Source organism: Desulfovirgula thermocuniculi DSM 16036 (assembly GCF_000429345.1).
Taxonomy (GTDB): domain Bacteria; phylum Bacillota; class Desulfotomaculia; order Desulfotomaculales; family Desulfovirgulaceae; genus Desulfovirgula; species Desulfovirgula thermocuniculi.
Window position 1 is genome coordinate 37,565 of sequence record NZ_AUBR01000001.1, and the last position, 16,517, is coordinate 54,081.

A 16,517-nucleotide genomic window follows, 5' to 3' on the forward strand; every position below is an offset into this window, starting at 1 on the left:
CCTTCTGGGGGAGCAACAGCCTGCATCACCTTGCCTACCACCGCATCTGCCGCTACGCGACGGAGCCGCTGACCGTGGTGGTTTTCGACCGGCACGCCGACTGCCACCAGGCCCCGCATGGCTACGTTTCCTGCGGCTCCTGGCTGAGGGACGTGGCGGCCCTGCCCAAAGTGGCGCGCATTATCTTGGTGGGCTCGCAGGAAAAGCTTACCCTACCAAAGCTGGTTTACGCCCCCTGCAATCCCGCCGTCCTGGCCGGGCTCATTTCCACCCCCCGCGTCTATGTTTCCGTCGATAAGGATGCCCTGAGGGAGGCGGTTACCGACTGGGGGAGCGGGCGCCTGGCCCTTCCCTCCCTGGTGAGCTGCCTGCTGTGGCTGAAAAGGCACTACCGCGTGGTGGGGGTGGACGTGTGCGGGGAATACACCCCCCGCGGCCCCTGGCCGAGCAGGGGGGAGCTGGCGGTTATTTTGGCCAACGAGGGGGTGAACCTGGCCCTCTGCCGGGCTCTGACGGCAGGAACCGGGAGATCTTGCCGCCGGAGGAAACATTTTTGTTCTCAGGTTGTTAACGCGAGGAGGAAAAGGGGTATTTAATGTATAACAGGGTAAATTGTTATACCCCAACCAGCTTCAGGAGGGAAAGAGTTTAGTGCACGCCGCAAAATCCTCCCCTGACGAGCCCCACGGGGTATCCCGCAAGGCCGAGCTTTCCATTAAGATGGCCGAGTTTGAGATCCCGCCCATGCAGGACGTGCTCCTGGTGGGCAGGAAGGCCCCCATCGGTCCCGAAGCCGTCAGGCGCATGGTGGACGCCCTCACCCCGGACCAGTACGTGATCCTGCACCTGGACCACCGCATCTTCGAGGCGGTGGTGCTGCGCAAGTCGCTTTTAACCTTCATGCCCCAGGAAAAGCTGGTGCCCATCCTCCTGGAGGAGGCTTCCCGGGTGGCTTCGGAGTACGTGGTCATCAAGGCGCAGGTAAGCGTGATCATCCAGGTGAAAAGGGCGGTGGACCTGTAGGTGGTGTGCGTGGGGGACATCCTGAACAAGAACCTGATCACCATTAGCCCCTGGGAGAGCGTGGGGAAGGCGGCGGCCACCATGAACCGGCTGAAGATCGGCGGCCTGCCGGTGGTGGAGGATGGCCGCCTGGTGGGGATCATCACCTCCCGCGACGTGCGCTCTTCCCACCCCAACCGCCTGGTGGCCGACGCCATGACCAGGGAGGTGGTGACCATCCCTCCCGAGTGCTCCTTCTGGCGGGCCAAGGAACTCATGGAGCAGCACGGCATCGAGCGCCTGGTGGTGGTGAGCCAGGGCCGCCCGGTGGGGGTGATTACCAAGTCCCAGCTGTACGCGGAGATCGGCAAGCACGTAGATACCCTGACAGGCCTGCACCGGGCCGAGTTCCTGCAGCACAAGGCGGCGGAGCTGCTCGGCGGCGGCAGGGAAATTGCCGTCATCTTCATCGACCTGGACAACTTCGGGGCCATCGACAAGGAGTACGGCCACGTGGTGGGGGACGAGATCCTGCAGCGGGTGGCCGGCGTCTTTAAGGAGCAGGTGGATGAGGAGGTGGACTTCCTCTGCCGCTACGCGGGGGACGAGTTTGCCATCGTCACCTCGCGCAGGCTGGAGGAGGCACGGCAGCTTGCCTTTCGCCTGATCAAGGCCCTGGAAAGGTGCGAGTGGCCAAACGGCATTAAGATAACGGCCTCGGCAGGCGTGGCCGGGGGCAGGCGCGTTCAGGCGCGCGGGGCCGCCGGGGGAGACGGCTGCGTGCGCGATCTCATCAACCTGGCCAGCCTGGCCTCCACCAAAGCCAAGAGGGAGAAACGCGCCGTGGTTACCGCCGGATGGGTGGAGTTGGGGGAAGCCGGCTAGTCACCCGGTTAACAGGCATATTGTGCAGGGCTTTTCAGGGACCGGGGGTACTTATGCGGCATAAATCAGCCGGTAACGTATTTTGCCGCGTGGCCTGGAAACGGCTTTGCGGGGGTCGTTTTAAGCTCCTGCAGGGCTTTTATTATGCCCTCCGCTCCCAGGTTGGAGTTTAAAAGCGCAAAAAAGGCGTGCTCGCCGATGAAGACGCTGCTGCCGTCCTGGAACTGGATGTGGTACTTGGCGGTGCCCGGGATCGGTGTGGCCTTAATCCCCGCCTGGGCGATGAGCTTGATGTTTTGCGCTACGGACATGCGTTTCCCTCCTGCAGTTGCCGGTTGGTGGTAATTATACGGCCTAGTGGCTTGCCCCGGAAACGACCTGCCGCCGGGCGGCCATAAAAGCCGGTCTACCGGCGCCTGTGCAAAGTTCGCCATTTCACGAGGTGGGCAAAGGGCGTTTTCTTACTTTTGCGGCTATTGCCCCCGCTTATCCACGCTATTGCTCCGGCTTATACTATTGCTTTTATTTTATACGAGAAATTTCCCCGTGGCAACGGTCATGTGAAAAATTTCTCAATACTTTTTGCCGCCGCGCGGGGGCGGTGTTATTTTATGGTAAGAGGGTTTTCATTTTGCCGGGGAGAATAATGAGTTTTGCCGGTCTCTTTTGGCCGGGTGTTTTGGTGCCGAGCTTTTAAGCAAAAGGACTGAAGGGCATGCCTGTACCCAAGTTCATGCAGCCGGTGCTGGCGGCATCCCGCTATCTTTTTTCCGTGCCCTTGCCCGTGCAGATACTGGGGGCCAGCGACACCCACGTTTTCTGCAACGAGCAGGGGAAGGAAATTCTTTTTAACGACGGGTATGAGGCCTGCGCCCGGCTGGTGGAGCGTTTTATGAAGTTTTTAAACAAGGGCGTCGTCTGGGCCGACCGCGGCCTGCGCAGCACCACCCACCACTTTGACCCGGAACGGGGGGCGGGGGTCTTCCCCCGGGCCAACGCGGCCGTAAAATGCGAGCAGTATTTTAAAAAGGCCCTTTGCTTCTGGCAGCAGGGAAAGCTGCCCCGGGCCTTTTTCATGCTCGGCGCGGCGGTACACCTGGTGCAGGATGCCTGCGTGCCCCACCACGCCTGCTGCCAGCTTTTTGACGGGCACCTTGATTACGAGAGGTGGGTCAAGGCCAGGAAGGAGCGCTACCGGGTCAGCGAGGGGGGCATATACCACCTGGGGAACACGCCCGCGGAGTGGGTGGTGGCCAACGCCCGGGTGGCGCGGGAATACTACGCGCTGGTCAACTCCCAGGCCGGCAGGGAGGGCTACCACCGGGCGACGGAAGTGCTCCTGCCGCGGGCCCAGCGGTCCACGGCAGGGTTCCTGCTCTTTTTTTGCCGCCTGGCGGGTGCCTGAAGTTGCGTATGCGGCGCCCCGGGCAGGCGGATAATAAAGCCCGGGGTGATTTCGTCCATGAAGCTTTCTCCCGGCGAGCGGTCTATACTCGCCTACTTTCCCTCCAGCGGCAGGGCCCGGCGGGCGGTGGAGGAGCTCAAAGCCGCCGGCTACACCGCCGTCAGCCTGGACCGCGTCTCCCGCTTCGGGGTAGAGGAGGACGCGGAAATCGATTACCCCCTGGCGGGGATGGGCCAGACGGTCAGCGGCCTGACCCTGTACTCCACAGGGGCCGCCGGAGGGGATTTCCGCGTGCTGCGGGCGGCTGACCCTTCGGCCAGCGGCTACGGCGCGGTTGGCTACGGCACGGCGGGCGGCCACGCTTTTTTGGTCACGGTGGTCACCGGAGAAGAGGGTGTCGAGCGGGCGGTGGAGATTCTCAAGAGGCACGGCGCCACGGTGTAGGCGAAGTAAGGTGGATGGGGATATCGTTTGGTTGTCCCTAGCTCGGGTACGTGGTCTGGCTCAAAAGCGAGCGACGACGAGCAATTTTGCCCCGGAAAGTGTCTCGTACAACGAAAAACTTGACTTGGCAAAATTGCTCGTCGCTTGAGCCGAGCGGAAACCAAACTTAGCGAAGGCGAATAGCGGAGGCGGGGCCGAGGCCCTGGATGGCCGAGGCCGGCCTCTGAGGCATGGATGCCGAATAGGCCGGGGGCCCCGCCGGAGCATGAGCCTGAGCGCTAGTTTGGTCCGCGAGGTGAATGGAGCGAGCGGAAGCCAGACCACGTTTGTTCTGCCCTTGTATTTTTGGTGCCTTTTGGTTACAATGGAGTGTGTATAAAATCAACCGGAAACGGGGGTTTTTTCTTTTGAAGCGGGTTGTCAGCGTAAGCCTGGGCTCTTCCCGCCGGGACCACCGCGTGGAGGTAGAGCTCCTGGGGGAGCTTTTTGAGATCAGCCGCCGCGGCACGGACGGCGACTTTGAACGGGCCGTCCGGCTGCTCCAGGAGCTTGACGGCAAGGTAGACGCCATTGGCCTGGGGGGCATTGACGTTTACCTCTACGCCGGGAAGACCCGCTACGTGGTGCAGGACGGCCTGAAGCTGATGCAGGCGGTCAGGCACACCCCGGTGGTGGACGGCAGCGGCTTGAAGAACACCCTGGAGCGGGAGACCGTGTACTATTTGCGGGAGCACACGGATTTCCTTGCGCCGGGGACAAAGGTGCTCATGGTGAGCGCCGTGGACCGCTTCGGCATGGCCGAGGCGCTGAGTGAGCTGGGCTGCGACCTCACCTTCGGGGATTTAATTTTTTCCGCCGGCATACCCTACCCCATCCGCTCCATGCAGGAGCTGGAGGAGCTGGCCAGGAAGATCCTGCCGGAGATGGTCAAGCTGCCCTTTCACATGCTCTACCCCACGGGCAAGAAGCAGGAGACCCAGGATGAGGAAAAGGTCAGGAAGTTCGGCCACTTTTACCAGGAGGCCCAGGTGATTGCCGGGGACTTCCACCTCATGCGCCGCTACATGCCCCGGCTAAACGGCCAGGTGATCATCACCAACACCACCACCCCCGAGGACGTGGCCTTCTTAAAGGAAAAAGGTGCTGGCTACCTGGTGACCACCACCCCGGAGTTTGCCGGGCGGAGCTTCGGCACCAACGTCATCGAGGCAGTGCTGGTGACCATCCTGCAAAAGCCCTGGGAGGAGATCACGCCGGAGGAGTACCTGGAATGCCTAAAGCGCCTGGACTTCAAGCCGCGCCTGGTGCCTTTACAGTAGCGCACGGAGGTTGACATAAGTTGGCCACCCACGAGGAGATCACCGCCAGCCTTCTGGCCTTTCAGGAAAGCTATAACAAGAACGAGCGCTTGAAGCAAATGAACCGTGACTGGGACCGGGTGATTTTGATTGAGGCCAGCGACATTCCCTCCCGGCACACCCTGGAACTGCGGGGCGGGGAGCTTTCGGTGCGGGAGGGGGCGCCGCCCAGGCCGGACCTGGTGGTTATTGCCGACAGCGAAACGCTAACCGACCTCTTTTACGGCGACATCACCCCCACGGAGCCGTACATGAATGGCACCTTGAAGATCATCGGCTCCGAGGACGACATCGTGCGCTTGGACTTCATCTCCCTCATGATCTGGGGTGAATAGGTTGCAGCTGAAAAGGGTTCTCACGCTGCGCACCGTGGTGGCCACCAGCGCCGGGCTCACCCTGGCCAGCTCCACTTTTGTGGCCGCCGTGCAGGTGGCGGGCTTTTTGGCCGGGGACGCGGCCTGGCTGGCCATCTTCACCAGCGGGCTCTTATGCTTCGGGGCGGCGGCCTGTTTTTCCGAGCTCAACGCTCGCTATCCCTCGGCGGCGGGCATCCGCCTTTACTTTGCCCGCGCCTTCGGGGAGAGGGTGGCCCTGGTCGTCTCCCTGCTTTATATGGCCGTGGTGCTGGGGGTGGTGGGGGCGGAGAGCTACGTGCTGGCCCAGAGCCTTACCTTTGCCGTGCCCTTCGTGCCGCCCCTGGCCTGGATAATGATCGTTTACGTCCTGGTGACGGGCCTCAACATACGCGGCATCAAGATTGCCGGCAACTTTCAGGACCTCATTACCTACGGCATGATGGTGGCCCTGGTGGCGCTGGGCCTGGCGGCCCTGGCCCAGAGGGGCTTTGCGCTGCAGGCGCCCCTGGCCACCGGCGGCCCCGCCTCCTTCATTAACGCCGTGGCCGTGGGCATTTTTCTTTTTGTGGGCTTTGAGTGGGCTGCTCCCCTGGCCGAGGAGGTGGTGCACACGCGCCTCGTCTCGCGGGGGATGCTTTTGGCCGTGGGGCTCTTGAGCCTCGTCTACGCCGTCTTTACCGTGGCCATGACGGTTGTCGTCCCACGGGAAGAGCTACTCTCCTCGCCCGTGCCGCACATGCTCTTTGCCCGCCACGCCCTGGGGCCGGCAGGGGTGTGGGCAATGGTGGGGCTTTCCCTGGCTGCCTCCGCCACCACCTTTAATGCCGGGCTGATCAGCGTTTCCCGCTTTATCTACGCTTCGGCCAGGGAGTGCGTCCTGCCGCCGGTCTTCTCCCGGGTAAGCATGCGCTTCTTTACTCCCTGGGTGGCCGTGCTCACCGTCTTTGTAATCGGCGTGAGCGCTTCCGTGGGGGTGCTTTTAACGGGCTGCTACCTCACCATCGTCAACCTGGCGGCGGCCATGGAGTCGCTGGTTTACGTTCTGGCCGCCCTGGCGGTGGTGGCCCTGCGGAGAAAGGAGCCCGCCGCCTGCGGTTACACCGTAAGGGGCGGGCTTTTTGTCCCCGCCCTCACCGCGGCGGTGTTCCTGGGCCTTTTGGGGGCGGTGGTGCTGGTCAACCCCGCGGTGGGGCTGTACCTCCTGGCCGGCCTTGCGCTAACCTGGCTTTACGTCCGCCATGTGGTGCCCGCGCTAAAAGAGAAATACCGGCGCGAGCGCCGCTCCCGCCGCCGGCAGTCATCACCCAGGCCCGGCGCCCTGCCCTAGAAACCCAGCGCGCGGTAGGCCGCCTCGTCAATGACGTTATCCCGGGAGAGGCCGTTTTGGGCCCGGAAGCGGTAGACGCTTTCCTCCATGTCATGGCGCCAGGTACCGTCCACCTGCCCGCCAAACAGCCCCAGCCTCTGCAGGGTGCGCTGTACCTCCATCACGTCGGAGCCGCAGAAGTCCCGGCGCAGCTCGCGGAAAGGGGGATGGCGGTAGGTGAAGGGGTTGCCGATGATCACCACGGGGGTACCCTCGGCCACCCAGGGGAAGATTTCTTCCACATCCCGGTTGTGCATGCGGATGCACCCCTGGCTGGCGTAGCTGCCGATGGTCCAGGGCTTGTTGGTGCCGTGGATGCCGTAGGTGCCCCAGGGGACGTTTAGCTCAAGAAAGCGCGAGCCGAACCCCGCTCCCCAGTCCCTGGCCTTGCGCACCACCTGAAAGTATCCCACGGGCGTGGGAGACTCGGGCCTGCCCACGGCCACGGGATACTGGCGGTAGGGTTCCCGGTCGGCAAAGACCACCAGTTTGCACCGGTCGGTGTCGACAAGCAGGCTAACATCCTGGGACGTCCCCTCCTGGCACTTGCAGCGGGGCGGGTTGGCGCCCGCCGGGCGGGCGGCGGCCACCCAGAGGGTGATCGCCAGGAGGCACATCAGGGCTGCCTTGCGGCGCATGGTGCACCCCCTGTAAAGCGTTTTTAAGAATTATCTGTATTCGCTCCCCTTTTTATGTAACGGCAGGATTTCCACCTTTCATGTCGAAATGAGTAACCAAACCCTGTCTTATCAGGTAACGGCATATGGAGTTGGAGGAAAATGCCTGGGTGGAAATCCTGCCTGGCGTGGTGCCGGCGGCTGGCCGGATGGCTGGCGGCAGGGCTTTTGTTCCTCTCCCTGGCCGGAAAAGCTCCCGGGGCGGAAAGCTCTCCCATACCGGAGGTTGTTTTTAAGATTGGGGCCAATACATACACGGTCAACGGCCAACCCTTCTCCATGGACGCCTCTCCCTTTATTGCCGGGAACAGGGCCTTTGTGCCGGTACGCTACCTGGCCCTCTCCCTGGGGGTGCCGCCGGAAGGGATCGGCTGGGACGGGCAGAGGGGGACGGTCACCCTGCAAAAGGGCGGGGTGACCCTGAAGCTGACCCTGGGCAAGGCCACCCTGGAGGCAAACGGTCAGGCCAAGCCCATGGACGTGGCCCCGCTGCTAAAAGACAACCGGGTTTACCTGCCGGCGCGCTACGTGGCCCAAGAGCTGGGCTACCGCGTGGACTGGCAGGCACCCGCCGTGCGCATCACGCCCGACGTGCTGCCGGTGCCGGAGAACACGCAGGTAACAGTGCAGGGCGACAGGGTCAACGTGCGCAGCGGGCCGGGGACGAACTACACCGTGCTGGCGCAGGTCAACAAAGGGGAGCGCCTGGCGGTACTGGGGAAGGTGCCCGACTGGTACCAGGTGAAGCTTCCCGGCGGCGAGGTGGGCTGGATCGTGGCCTGGTACGTGGCTCCCTGGGAGGAAACCTCCCGCGGCTCGCCGCCGGAAAGCGGCCAGGGCGGCGCGCCGGAGGATTCCTCCTCCGGGAAGCAGGAGCAGCCCGGCGGTGCCCCTGCAGGCCCGGCGGTGAACAGCCTGGAGGTGAGCGCCGCGGAGAAAGCGGTTAAGGTCAAGATCACCGCCGGCGCACCCGTAGACTACCGCGTCTTCCGCCTCTCCTCTCCCGAGCGCCTGGTGGTGGACCTCACCGGGGTACAGCCCGGTGAGGTGCCCAGGGAGGTGCAGTTAAACTCGCGGGTGGCCGGCAGGCTGCGGGTGGGGTGGTTCAGCCGCTCGCCCGACGTGACCCGCCTGGTCTTTGACTTGAGTGACAGGGCGGCGTGGCGGGCCAGGCTTTCCGCGGACAAGAAGACCCTGGAGCTGGAAGTTTTTGTGCCCGATGCTCGGGAACTCCTGCGCGGCAAAATAATTGTTGTGGACCCGGGCCACGGCGGGCCTGACCCCGGGGCGATGGCCAACGGCTTGAAAGAAAAAGACCTCACCCTCAAGATCGGCCAGCGCCTTGCCGGGCTCCTTGCCGCGCAAGGGGCAAAGGCGCTCATGACCCGCACCAATGACAGCGATGTGGACCTGTACGCGCGCACGGACATGGCCAACCGGGCCGGGGCGGACCTCTTTGTGAGCGTGCACATCAACGCCAACCCCAGCCCGGACGTGCAGGGCACGGCCACGTACATTCCCCGGCGGGAGGAGGCGGAGGCGAGGCGCTACGAGGAGAGCAGACGCCTGGCCGAGTGCATCCAGTCGTATCTGGTGCGGAACCTGAGCCTGGAAGACGACGGGGTGCGCGAGGCGAGCTTTGTGGTGGTGCGCACCGCGTCGATGCCGGCGGTCCTGGTGGAAGTGGCGTACATCACCAACCCCCGCGAGGCAGGCCTTTTAAAGCAGGACGCTTTCCTGGCCAGAGCCGCCGAGGCCATCTACCAGGGCATCGTGGATTATCTGGCTTCCCGGTAAACAATTCTCTGCCTAGCTTTCCGGCAGGCCTTTTTACCAGGGGCCTGCCTTTTTTGGGCAGGCATTTCGTCCCGGAAGTTAAAGTAAAATAAATTAGGCAGCGGTTTACTTTTAACCTTATACTGTTTTTAGGAGAGAACGAACGTTGAACGAGAAACGTCCCATCGGCCTTTTCGATTCGGGGGTGGGGGGCCTCACCGTCTCCCGGCACATCTTCCGCTACCTGCCGGAGGAGTCTACCATTTACTTCGGCGACAACGCCCGCGTCCCGTACGGGTCGCGTTCCCGGGAAGAGCTCATGACTTTTGCCGCGCAGATCCTGACCTTTTTGCTTTCCCGGGGGGCCAAGTACATCATCTTTGCCTGCAACACCAACTCCTCCCTTACCCTGCCGGCCATGAGGCGGCGCTTCGGCGTGCCCATGATCGGCCTCATCGAGCCGGGGGCGGCAGAAGCCGCGCGGGTGACCCGCCGGGGGCGGGTAGGCGTGATTGCCACCGAGGCCACTGTGAAGAGCGGCGCCTACCAGGCCGCCCTGAAGGCCGCCGCGCCCGGCCTGGAGGTTTTTGCCCAGGCGGCGCCGCGGCTGGTGCCCCTGGTGGAGGGCGGGCGCTTCGGCACCAGGGAGTCCCTGGAGGCCGTGAGGGAGTACGTGGAGCCGCTAAAGAAGGCGGGCATAGACACCCTCATCCTGGGCTGCACCCACTACCCTTTCCTCTGGGAGGAATTCCGCACCGCCCTGGGCCCGGAGGTGGTGCTGGTCGACCCGGCGGAAGCCACGGTGAAGGCGGCCAGGGAAGAGCTGGCGCGGCTGGGCCTGCTCGGCGGCCCCGGCGGGCCGGTGGAGCACCGTTACTACGTGAGCGGCGACCCCCTGCCCCTCGTAGCTGCCGCCCGGCGCTTTTTAGGGCTGGACGGGGTGCGCGTGGAGAAGGTAACCCTGGACTGAGAGGCGGGGCTTTACCGTGGGCTACCGCGTTGGCCTGACCACCACCATACCGGTGGAGGTCATTTACGCCGCCGGCTGCGTGCCGGTGGATTTAAACAACCTCTTTATAACCGACCCCCATCCCGGCGCCCTGGTGGAGGAGGCGGAGCTGGCCGGCTACCCCCGCAACCTGTGCGCATGGATAAAGGGCATTTACGGGGCGGTGATGAAGCACAGCGACATCCGCGTGCTGGTGGCGGTCACCCAGGGCGACTGCAGCAACACCCACGCGCTGATGGAAACCCTGGAGCTGGCGGGGATAAAGGTCATCCCCTTTGCCTACCCCTTCGACCGCGACCGGGACCTGTTAAAGCTGCAAATAGAGAAGCTGATGGCGCACTTCGGGGTGGACTGGCCGTCCGTGGAGCGGGCCAGGGAGCGCCTGGACGCCGTGCGGCGCAAGGTGTGGGTGATAGACCGGCTGACCTGGGAGGAAAACCTGGTCAGCGGGTGGGAAAACCACCTCTATCAGGTCAACTGCAGCGACTTTAAGGGCGACCCGGACGCCTTTGAGCGGGAAGTGGACGAGTTCCTGGCCCGCGCCAGGGAAAGATCTCCCCGCCGGGAGGAAATACGCCTGGCCTATATCGGCGTGCCGCCCATCATGGACGACCTCTACGATTACCTGGAGGAGCGGGGGGCGCGGGTGGTCTTCAACGAAACCCAGCGCCAGTTTACCCTGCCCTATGCCGCCGCCGACCTGGTGGAGCGCTACCGCCTCTACACCTACCCCTACGGCATCTTTTACCGCCTGGAGGACATTTTGCGGGAAATAGCGAGGCGCGGCGTGCACGGCGTCATCCATTACGCCCAGAGCTTTTGCTTCCGCCAGATAGAGGACCTCATCGTCCGCCAGAAAATCAGGCTGCCCGTGCTTACCCTGGAAGGGGACAAGCCCGGGCGCCTAGACGCCCGCACGCGCATGCGCCTGGACGCTTTCCTGGACATGCTGCGCTAGAAAAGGGGGCTTCTTGCTTTGTACTGCGGCCTGGACCTGGGCAGCCGTAGCGTCAAGGTGGCCCTGGCCGGTGAAGACGGCGGCTTTACCCTGCGCAAGTTTGCCACCGCCGACTTTTACCGCCGCTTCGGCTCCTGCCGCGACGGCAAGCTGGCGGTGGACTTCCGCGCCCTTTTGCCCGAGGGGGCGGTGGTGGAAAGGGTGATCAGCACCGGCTACGGGCGCCAGGCAGCGGCGGTGGCCGGTGCCCGCGCCATCCCCGAGATCAAGGCCCACGTGCTGGGAGCCGTGCACCTCACCGGCCTTCTGGACTTCACCCTGCTGGACCTGGGCGGCCAGGACAGCAAGGTGGCCCTGGTGCGAAAGGGGCGCATCGTGGACTTCCTGACCAACGACAAGTGCGCCGCCAGCACGGGGCGCTACCTGGAGAACATGGCCGCCGTTTTGGGCATCACCCTGGAAGAGCTGGGGCAGCACTACCGGGACCCTGTGGAACTTAACTCCACTTGTGCCATTTTCGGGGAATCAGAACTCATCGGCAAGATGGTGGAGGGTCACCCCCTTTCCTCCCTGGCGGCGGGGGTAAACTACTCCATCTTCAGGCGCATCCGGCCCATGCTGGTGCGGCTTTTGAGCGATACCCTGGTTTTTACCGGCGGGGTGGCGCAAAACCGCGCCCTGGTGGAAATCCTTTCCCGCGAGCTGGGGGTGAAGGTGGTGGTGCCGGATAACCCCCAGTACACCGGGGCCATTGGCTGCTGCGTGGAGGCGAAACTTGGCTGAGGGAGGGGTCATAGTGCGCCTGACCGTCTTGGGCTGCTGGTCGCCTTACCCGGCGCCCGGAGGGGCATGTTCGGGTTACCTCCTGCAGGACGGGGGAGCCTACATAATGCTTGATGCGGGTAACGGCTCTTTCAGCCGGCTCTTGCAGTTTGTCCACCACTGCGACCTGCGGGCGGCGATAATCACCCACCTCCATCCCGACCACTACGCCGACCTGTACGTCCTGCGCCGGGCCACGGTGGCCGCCCTCAAGAGGGGGATGCGCCACCGCCGCGTGGTGCTCTTTTTGCCCTCAGAGCCCGCCCAGGTCTTTAAGGAGCTGGCGGCCTTCAGCGACGCCTTTGAGGTCGTTCCCGTGGATTCCCTGCCCGAGGAGGTGGTGCCGCCGGGGGTGAGGGTCCACGTGGCCTCCGTGGGGGCGGTGAGGCTTTTCTTCTTGCCCGCCTGCCACTCCCTCCCCGCCTACTCCGTGGGGGTGGAGGGCTCCGGCTACCTGGTGTACTCCGGCGATACCGCCCCTACGGAGGAGCTGGCCGCCCTGGCCAGCGAGGCGGGGATCTTCCTCTGCGAGGCCACCGGGCTGGACGGGGACGAAGACTTTGTACAGGGGCGGCACATGACCGCCCGCCAGGCAGGGGCCCTGGCCCGCCGGGCAGAGGTCCGGGAGCTCATCATCACCCACTTCTTCCCCGAGTACGACCTGGCCGCCCTGAAGGCGCAGGCCGAGGCGGGGTACCGCGGGCGGGTAGAACTGGCCGTGGAAGGAGATACTTACTTCCTGTACTAGCAAGTTGCAGGGGAGGTGCCGGAGGATGGCAGTAAGGCCCGACGGCCGGCTGGCCGGCCAGATGAGGGAAGTGAAGATCAGCCGCGGCGTGAACAAGTACGCCGAGGGTTCCGTGCTCATTGAGCTGGGAGACACGCGGGTGATCTGCACGGCCACGGTGGAGGACCGGGTGCCCCCTTTCCGCCAGGGCACGGGGGCCGGGTGGGTTACCGCGGAGTACGGCATGCTGCCGCGCTCCACCGGCGCGCGTACGCCCCGGGATACGGTGAGGGGCAAGGGGCGCACCCAGGAGATCCAGCGCCTCATCGGCCGCTCCCTGCGGGCGGTGGTGGATCTGGCCGCCCTGGGGGAGCGCACCGTCATCCTGGACTGCGACGTGCTCCAGGCCGACGGCGGCACCCGCACGGCCTCCATCACCGGGGCTTTTGTGGCCCTGGTGGAGGCGCTGTGGCGCCTCGTGGAGCAGGGCGCCATAAGCAAGCTGCCGGTGAAGGACTTCGTGGCCGCCACCAGCGTGGGCCGGGTGAACGGGGAGCTTGTGCTAGACCTGTGCTTTGAGGAGGACGCGGCGGCAGAGGTGGACATGAACGTGGTCATGACCGGGAGCGGCGAGCTGGTGGAGGTGCAGGGCACCGGGGAGGAGGCCTCCTTCACCAGGGAAGAGCTCATGGCCATGCTCGACCTGGCCGCCGGGGGCATCGCCCGCCTGGTGGAACTGCAAAAGGCGGCCCTGGGGGAGCTGGCCGCCCGCATAGGCAGAGGAGGGCCGGGGGATGAAGCTGGTGCTGGCCACCCGCAACCGGGGGAAAATTAAGGAGCTATCTGCCCTCCTGGCCCCTCTGGGGTACGAAGTGGTGTCCTTGGAGGACTTTCCCGGCGTGCCCGAGGTGCCCGAGGACGGGGCCACTTTTGCCGAGAACGCCGTAAAAAAGGCCGTGGCCGTAGCCCGCCACACCGGGCACCTGGCCCTGGCCGACGACTCGGGCCTGGAAGTGGATTACCTGGGCGGGGCGCCGGGGGTGTTGTCGGCGCGCTTTGCCGGCGAGCACGGGAACGACAGGGCCAACAACGAGAAGCTGCTGGCGCTTTTAGCCGGCGTGCCCCCGGAAAAGCGCACCGCCCGCTTCCGCTGCGTGGTGGCCGTGGCCACGCCGGCCGGCGAGGTCTGGACCGCCGAAGGGAGCTGCGAGGGCGTCATTGCCGATACCCCCCGGGGCGAGGGCGGGTTTGGCTACGACCCCCTCTTTTATGTGCCGGAGCTGGGAAAGACCTTTGCGGAGCTGGACCCGGAAGTAAAAAACCGCCTCAGCCACCGGGCCCGCGCCCTCGCGGGGGCCAGGGAGATCCTGGCCCGCTTCAAAGATGGCCCTAAGAGCGGATCATCACCAGCAGCATCTTAAACCTCTGCCGCGCCGCCAGGGCATGGGGCCGGTTGGCGGGCATGACCACCACGTCCCCTTCCTTTAAAACCAGGGGGCTTCCGGCAATGGTGACCTCCGCTTCCCCTTCCAGCACGTGGACCAGCGCGTCGTAGGGGGCGGTGTGCTCGCTTAAGCCCTGGCCCCGGTCAAAGGCAAAGAGCGTGACCGTGCCCGCCTTCTTGCTGACCAGGGTGCGGCTGACCACCGCTCCCTCCTGGTAGTCCACCAGCCCGGCCAGGTTGAACACGGCGGCTGGCGCAATGTTTATCCCCTCGTACTTCTGTTGTCCCTCCACGAAAATCCCCCCAAGCGTTTTTGGGCACACCTGCTGCGTTTATTTTCCCCTTCCGGGGGCAAATCCCTTTTTTTATTTTTTCGGTTGCCGGAAGGAAATTTATAAAATCGGTAGAAGTTACTATTTTAAACAACAAAGCGGCGGCAGACGGGTATGGAAGGAGTGTGCCGACACATGGGCGAGGGAATTTTTAAACAGAAGAACGGCCTTTTGGCCGTGGACGTGGTGGGCTCCTGCGGCGTGCTCACCCCGGAGCAGCTGGCGGGCCTGGCGCGCCTGGCGGAAAAGGCCGGGGCCATCGCTTTTAAGCTCACCAGCCGCCAGACGCTGGTGGCCCTGCTCCCGGAAGGGCGGGCGGAAGGGTTTATCGAGGGGCTGGCCACCCTAGGCCTGCGGGTTTCCCCTTACGGCAACGTGGTGCGGGCGGTAAAGGCCTGCCCGGGGAATGAGGACTTTTGCCCGCGGGCGCTGGGGGACGCCCTGGGGCTGGGCATGGCCCTGCAGGAGCGCTACCTGGGGCGGGAGGTGCCCAAGGACTTTAAAATTGCCGTTGCCGGGTGCCCCCGCGGTTGCGTCGACCCGTACTGTGCCGACTTCGGCGTAATTGCGGCAGGAAAGGACGTCTTTGACGTGGCCGTCGGCGGCATGGGCGGCAGCTCCCGCCCCCGCCACGGGGTCGTTATTGCCCGCCGCATCGGGCGGGAGAAAGTCTTTGCGCTGCTGGAGCACGTGCTGGCCAGGTTCGGCGAGCTGGCCCAGCCGCGGGAAAAGCTGGGCCGGGCCATCGAGCGCTTGGGCGTGGAGCCCTTCCTGCCGCCGGCGCCTACGCTGGCGCCGGAGGAGGAGGACGGCAGCCTGGCGGAGTTTGCCCGCTTTTTAAAGGAACATGATTAGGTGGGGAGGGACGCGGGATGACCGTGGTGCGGAGTGCCGGCGATGTCGACCTGGCCGCCCTGGAGCGGCCGCTGGAGAGGATCTGCCAGAACTGCGACCAGCAGGGCGCCTGCCGCAGGGACAAGTGCCTGGCCGGCTTTGCCCGCCAGGTGCTCAAGTATGCCCGCCTCAAGGGGGCGCTTGACGTGCCCGGCGCCAGGAGCCTCATCCCCCTTGACGACTTCAAGCCCTACGGCCAGGACCTGGTGGCCGCAGGCCTGGCCGAAACGCTGCGGCAGTGCCGGGAGTGCCGCGACAACCACTCCCCGGACTGCGTCATTGCCCTGGTGCGCACCTGCCTGGAGAGCACCGTCCTGCCCGAGAACATCGACTACCCGGGAAGCGTCTTTCTCTACCTCGTGCGGGTAAAGGAGCAGAACCCGGAGCTGGCGGCCCTCCTGGCCAGGGAAGTAAAGAAAGGCAGTTAGTGTTTTGCCGCCTAGCTGCGCATGATGATGCCCTCTAAAACGTTGGCCACGTCCTCGCAGCAGTCGAGGATGGATTCCATTTTTTCGTAAATTTCCTTCATCTGTATGATCCGCTTGAGGTCGTGCTGCTCGGTGAAGAGCACCTGCAGGCTTTCCCGGTACAGCTGGTCGGCCTCTTTTTCCAGGTCGTTGATGCGGAAGGTGTGGCGGTGGATGGCCGCAAGCTTCTTTTGGGCCAGGAGCCTGACGGCGGCCAGGATTTCCTCCGTGCAGCTCTCCACGATGCGCGTAAAAAGCTGCATGTACGGGTCGGTTTCCCGGATGCCGTAAATGTCAATGAGGTCGGTGCAGGCCTCAATGCCGTCTAAAACGTTGTCCAGCTTTACCGTGAGCTCCATGATGTCTTCCCTTTCCAGGGGGGTGACGAAGGTCTGGTTTAAGGCCTTGAACACGGCATGGGTGTACTCGTCCCCCCGGTCCTCAAGCTCCTTGATCCTCTCGGCGTAAGTTTCGGTGTCCGTGAGGCTTTCGATGTTCTCGCGGAACAGCGCGGCGGCGTCCTTGATGTTTTCGGCAATGAGGAGGAAGTGTTCAAGAAAGAAGTCCGGCTTTCGCTTTAAAGAGATCATGTTCA

21 protein-coding genes are annotated in these 16,517 nt (G+C 64.1%); 17 read left to right on the plus strand and 4 right to left on the minus strand.

Annotated elements, in window-relative coordinates:
* Positions 1-74: 74 nt before the first annotated feature.
* From G454_RS0100275 to G454_RS0100285, 3 genes are read left to right on the plus strand one after another with little or no spacing between them, the layout of a single operon-like run.
* Positions 75-596 (plus strand): hypothetical protein, encoded by a 522-nt coding sequence (locus G454_RS0100275; RefSeq protein WP_027716962.1) that lies wholly within the window; start codon positions 75-77, stop codon positions 594-596.
* A gap of 55 nt (positions 597-651) precedes the next feature.
* Positions 652-1,023, plus strand: coding sequence for a hypothetical protein (locus tag G454_RS0100280; protein WP_027716963.1), 372 nt, complete (start codon positions 652-654; stop codon positions 1,021-1,023).
* Positions 1,024-1,887: a CBS domain-containing protein gene (locus tag G454_RS0100285; protein WP_027716964.1), complete on the plus strand. Its 864-nt coding sequence runs from the start codon at positions 1,024-1,026 to the stop codon at positions 1,885-1,887.
* Positions 1,888-1,952: 65 nt separating this feature from the next.
* On the opposite strand, the gene G454_RS0100290 is transcribed toward G454_RS0100285, so the two are convergent.
* On the minus strand, positions 1,953-2,198 hold the full coding sequence (locus G454_RS0100290; protein ID WP_027716965.1) for a hypothetical protein: 246 nt from the start codon (positions 2,196-2,198) through the stop codon (positions 1,953-1,955).
* A 422-nt stretch (positions 2,199-2,620) separates the two neighbouring features.
* Here G454_RS0100290 and G454_RS0100295 point away from each other — a divergent pair, with 422 nt between their 5' ends.
* The 5 genes from G454_RS0100295 (at position 2,621) to G454_RS0100315 (ending at position 6,777) form a co-directional block, all read left to right on the plus strand.
* Entirely contained in the window at positions 2,621-3,292 is a 672-nt protein-coding gene (locus G454_RS0100295) for a zinc dependent phospholipase C family protein (RefSeq protein WP_027716966.1), read from the plus strand.
* Positions 3,293-3,349: 57 nt separating this feature from the next.
* Positions 3,350-3,736, plus strand: a complete 387-nt coding sequence (locus G454_RS0100300) for a hypothetical protein (RefSeq protein WP_027716967.1) — start codon at positions 3,350-3,352, stop codon at positions 3,734-3,736.
* Between the two features lie 407 nt (positions 3,737-4,143).
* Positions 4,144-5,055, plus strand: coding sequence for a hypothetical protein (locus tag G454_RS0100305; RefSeq protein ID WP_027716968.1), 912 nt, complete (start codon positions 4,144-4,146; stop codon positions 5,053-5,055).
* Positions 5,056-5,075: 20 nt separating this feature from the next.
* Positions 5,076-5,429, plus strand: a complete 354-nt coding sequence (locus tag G454_RS0100310; protein WP_027716969.1) for an SCP2 sterol-binding domain-containing protein — start codon at positions 5,076-5,078, stop codon at positions 5,427-5,429.
* Complete coding sequence (locus G454_RS0100315) at positions 5,422-6,777, plus strand: APC family permease (protein WP_211229876.1); 1,356 nt, start codon at positions 5,422-5,424, stop codon at positions 6,775-6,777. Before G454_RS0100310 ends, G454_RS0100315 begins: the two co-directional genes overlap by 8 nt.
* Here G454_RS0100315 and G454_RS17065 read toward each other — a convergent pair.
* Positions 6,774-7,454, minus strand: coding sequence for a L,D-transpeptidase family protein (locus G454_RS17065; protein WP_084413158.1), 681 nt, complete (start codon positions 7,452-7,454; stop codon positions 6,774-6,776). The genes G454_RS0100315 and G454_RS17065 overlap by 4 nt on opposite strands.
* 141 nt (positions 7,455-7,595) lie before the next feature.
* Here G454_RS17065 and G454_RS0100325 point away from each other — a divergent pair, with 141 nt between their 5' ends.
* The 7 genes from G454_RS0100325 to G454_RS0100355 all read left to right on the plus strand — a co-directional run bounded on the left by G454_RS0100325 (position 7,596) and on the right by G454_RS0100355 (position 14,206).
* A complete protein-coding gene (locus G454_RS0100325) occupies positions 7,596-9,290 on the plus strand; it encodes an N-acetylmuramoyl-L-alanine amidase (RefSeq protein WP_084413159.1) in 1,695 nt (564 codons plus the stop codon).
* 145 nt (positions 9,291-9,435) lie between these two features.
* Positions 9,436-10,239, plus strand: coding sequence for a glutamate racemase (gene murI / locus G454_RS0100330; RefSeq protein WP_027716972.1), 804 nt, complete (start codon positions 9,436-9,438; stop codon positions 10,237-10,239).
* A 16-nt stretch (positions 10,240-10,255) separates the two neighbouring features.
* Positions 10,256-11,236 carry a 2-hydroxyacyl-CoA dehydratase family protein gene (locus G454_RS0100335; RefSeq protein WP_035106242.1) on the plus strand — a complete coding sequence of 327 codons (981 nt, stop codon included), beginning with the start codon at positions 10,256-10,258 and terminating at the stop codon, positions 11,234-11,236.
* Between the two features lie 18 nt (positions 11,237-11,254).
* Complete coding sequence (locus tag G454_RS0100340; protein ID WP_027716974.1) at positions 11,255-12,019, plus strand: acyl-CoA dehydratase activase; 765 nt, start codon at positions 11,255-11,257, stop codon at positions 12,017-12,019.
* 13 nt (positions 12,020-12,032) lie between these two features.
* The gene (locus tag G454_RS0100345) at positions 12,033-12,806 is read left to right on the plus strand and encodes an MBL fold metallo-hydrolase (RefSeq protein ID WP_027716975.1); all 774 of its coding nucleotides are present in this window, start codon (positions 12,033-12,035) and stop codon (positions 12,804-12,806) included.
* 25 nt (positions 12,807-12,831) lie between these two features.
* Positions 12,832-13,620, plus strand: a complete 789-nt coding sequence (gene rph, locus G454_RS17070) for a ribonuclease PH (RefSeq protein ID WP_035106244.1) — start codon at positions 12,832-12,834, stop codon at positions 13,618-13,620.
* Entirely contained in the window at positions 13,580-14,206 is a 627-nt protein-coding gene (locus G454_RS0100355; protein WP_027716976.1) for an XTP/dITP diphosphatase, read from the plus strand. Before rph ends, G454_RS0100355 begins: the two co-directional genes overlap by 41 nt.
* Here G454_RS0100355 and G454_RS0100360 read toward each other — a convergent pair.
* Complete coding sequence (locus G454_RS0100360) at positions 14,175-14,522, minus strand: cupin domain-containing protein (RefSeq protein WP_084413160.1); 348 nt, start codon at positions 14,520-14,522, stop codon at positions 14,175-14,177. The two genes, G454_RS0100355 and G454_RS0100360, sit on opposite strands and share 32 nt — an antisense overlap.
* 174 nt (positions 14,523-14,696) lie before the next feature.
* Here G454_RS0100360 and G454_RS0100365 point away from each other — a divergent pair, with 174 nt between their 5' ends.
* On the plus strand, positions 14,697-15,416 hold the full coding sequence (locus tag G454_RS0100365) for an NAD(P)/FAD-dependent oxidoreductase (RefSeq protein ID WP_027716978.1): 720 nt from the start codon (positions 14,697-14,699) through the stop codon (positions 15,414-15,416).
* A 17-nt stretch (positions 15,417-15,433) separates the two neighbouring features.
* The gene (locus G454_RS0100370; RefSeq protein WP_027716979.1) at positions 15,434-15,883 is read left to right on the plus strand and encodes a hypothetical protein; all 450 of its coding nucleotides are present in this window, start codon (positions 15,434-15,436) and stop codon (positions 15,881-15,883) included.
* A gap of 11 nt (positions 15,884-15,894) precedes the next feature.
* Here the strand turns inward: G454_RS0100370 and G454_RS0100375 are convergent, their stop codons facing one another.
* Entirely contained in the window at positions 15,895-16,512 is a 618-nt protein-coding gene (locus G454_RS0100375; RefSeq protein WP_035106245.1) for a DUF47 domain-containing protein, read from the minus strand.
* Between the last annotated feature and the right edge of the window lie 5 nt (positions 16,513-16,517).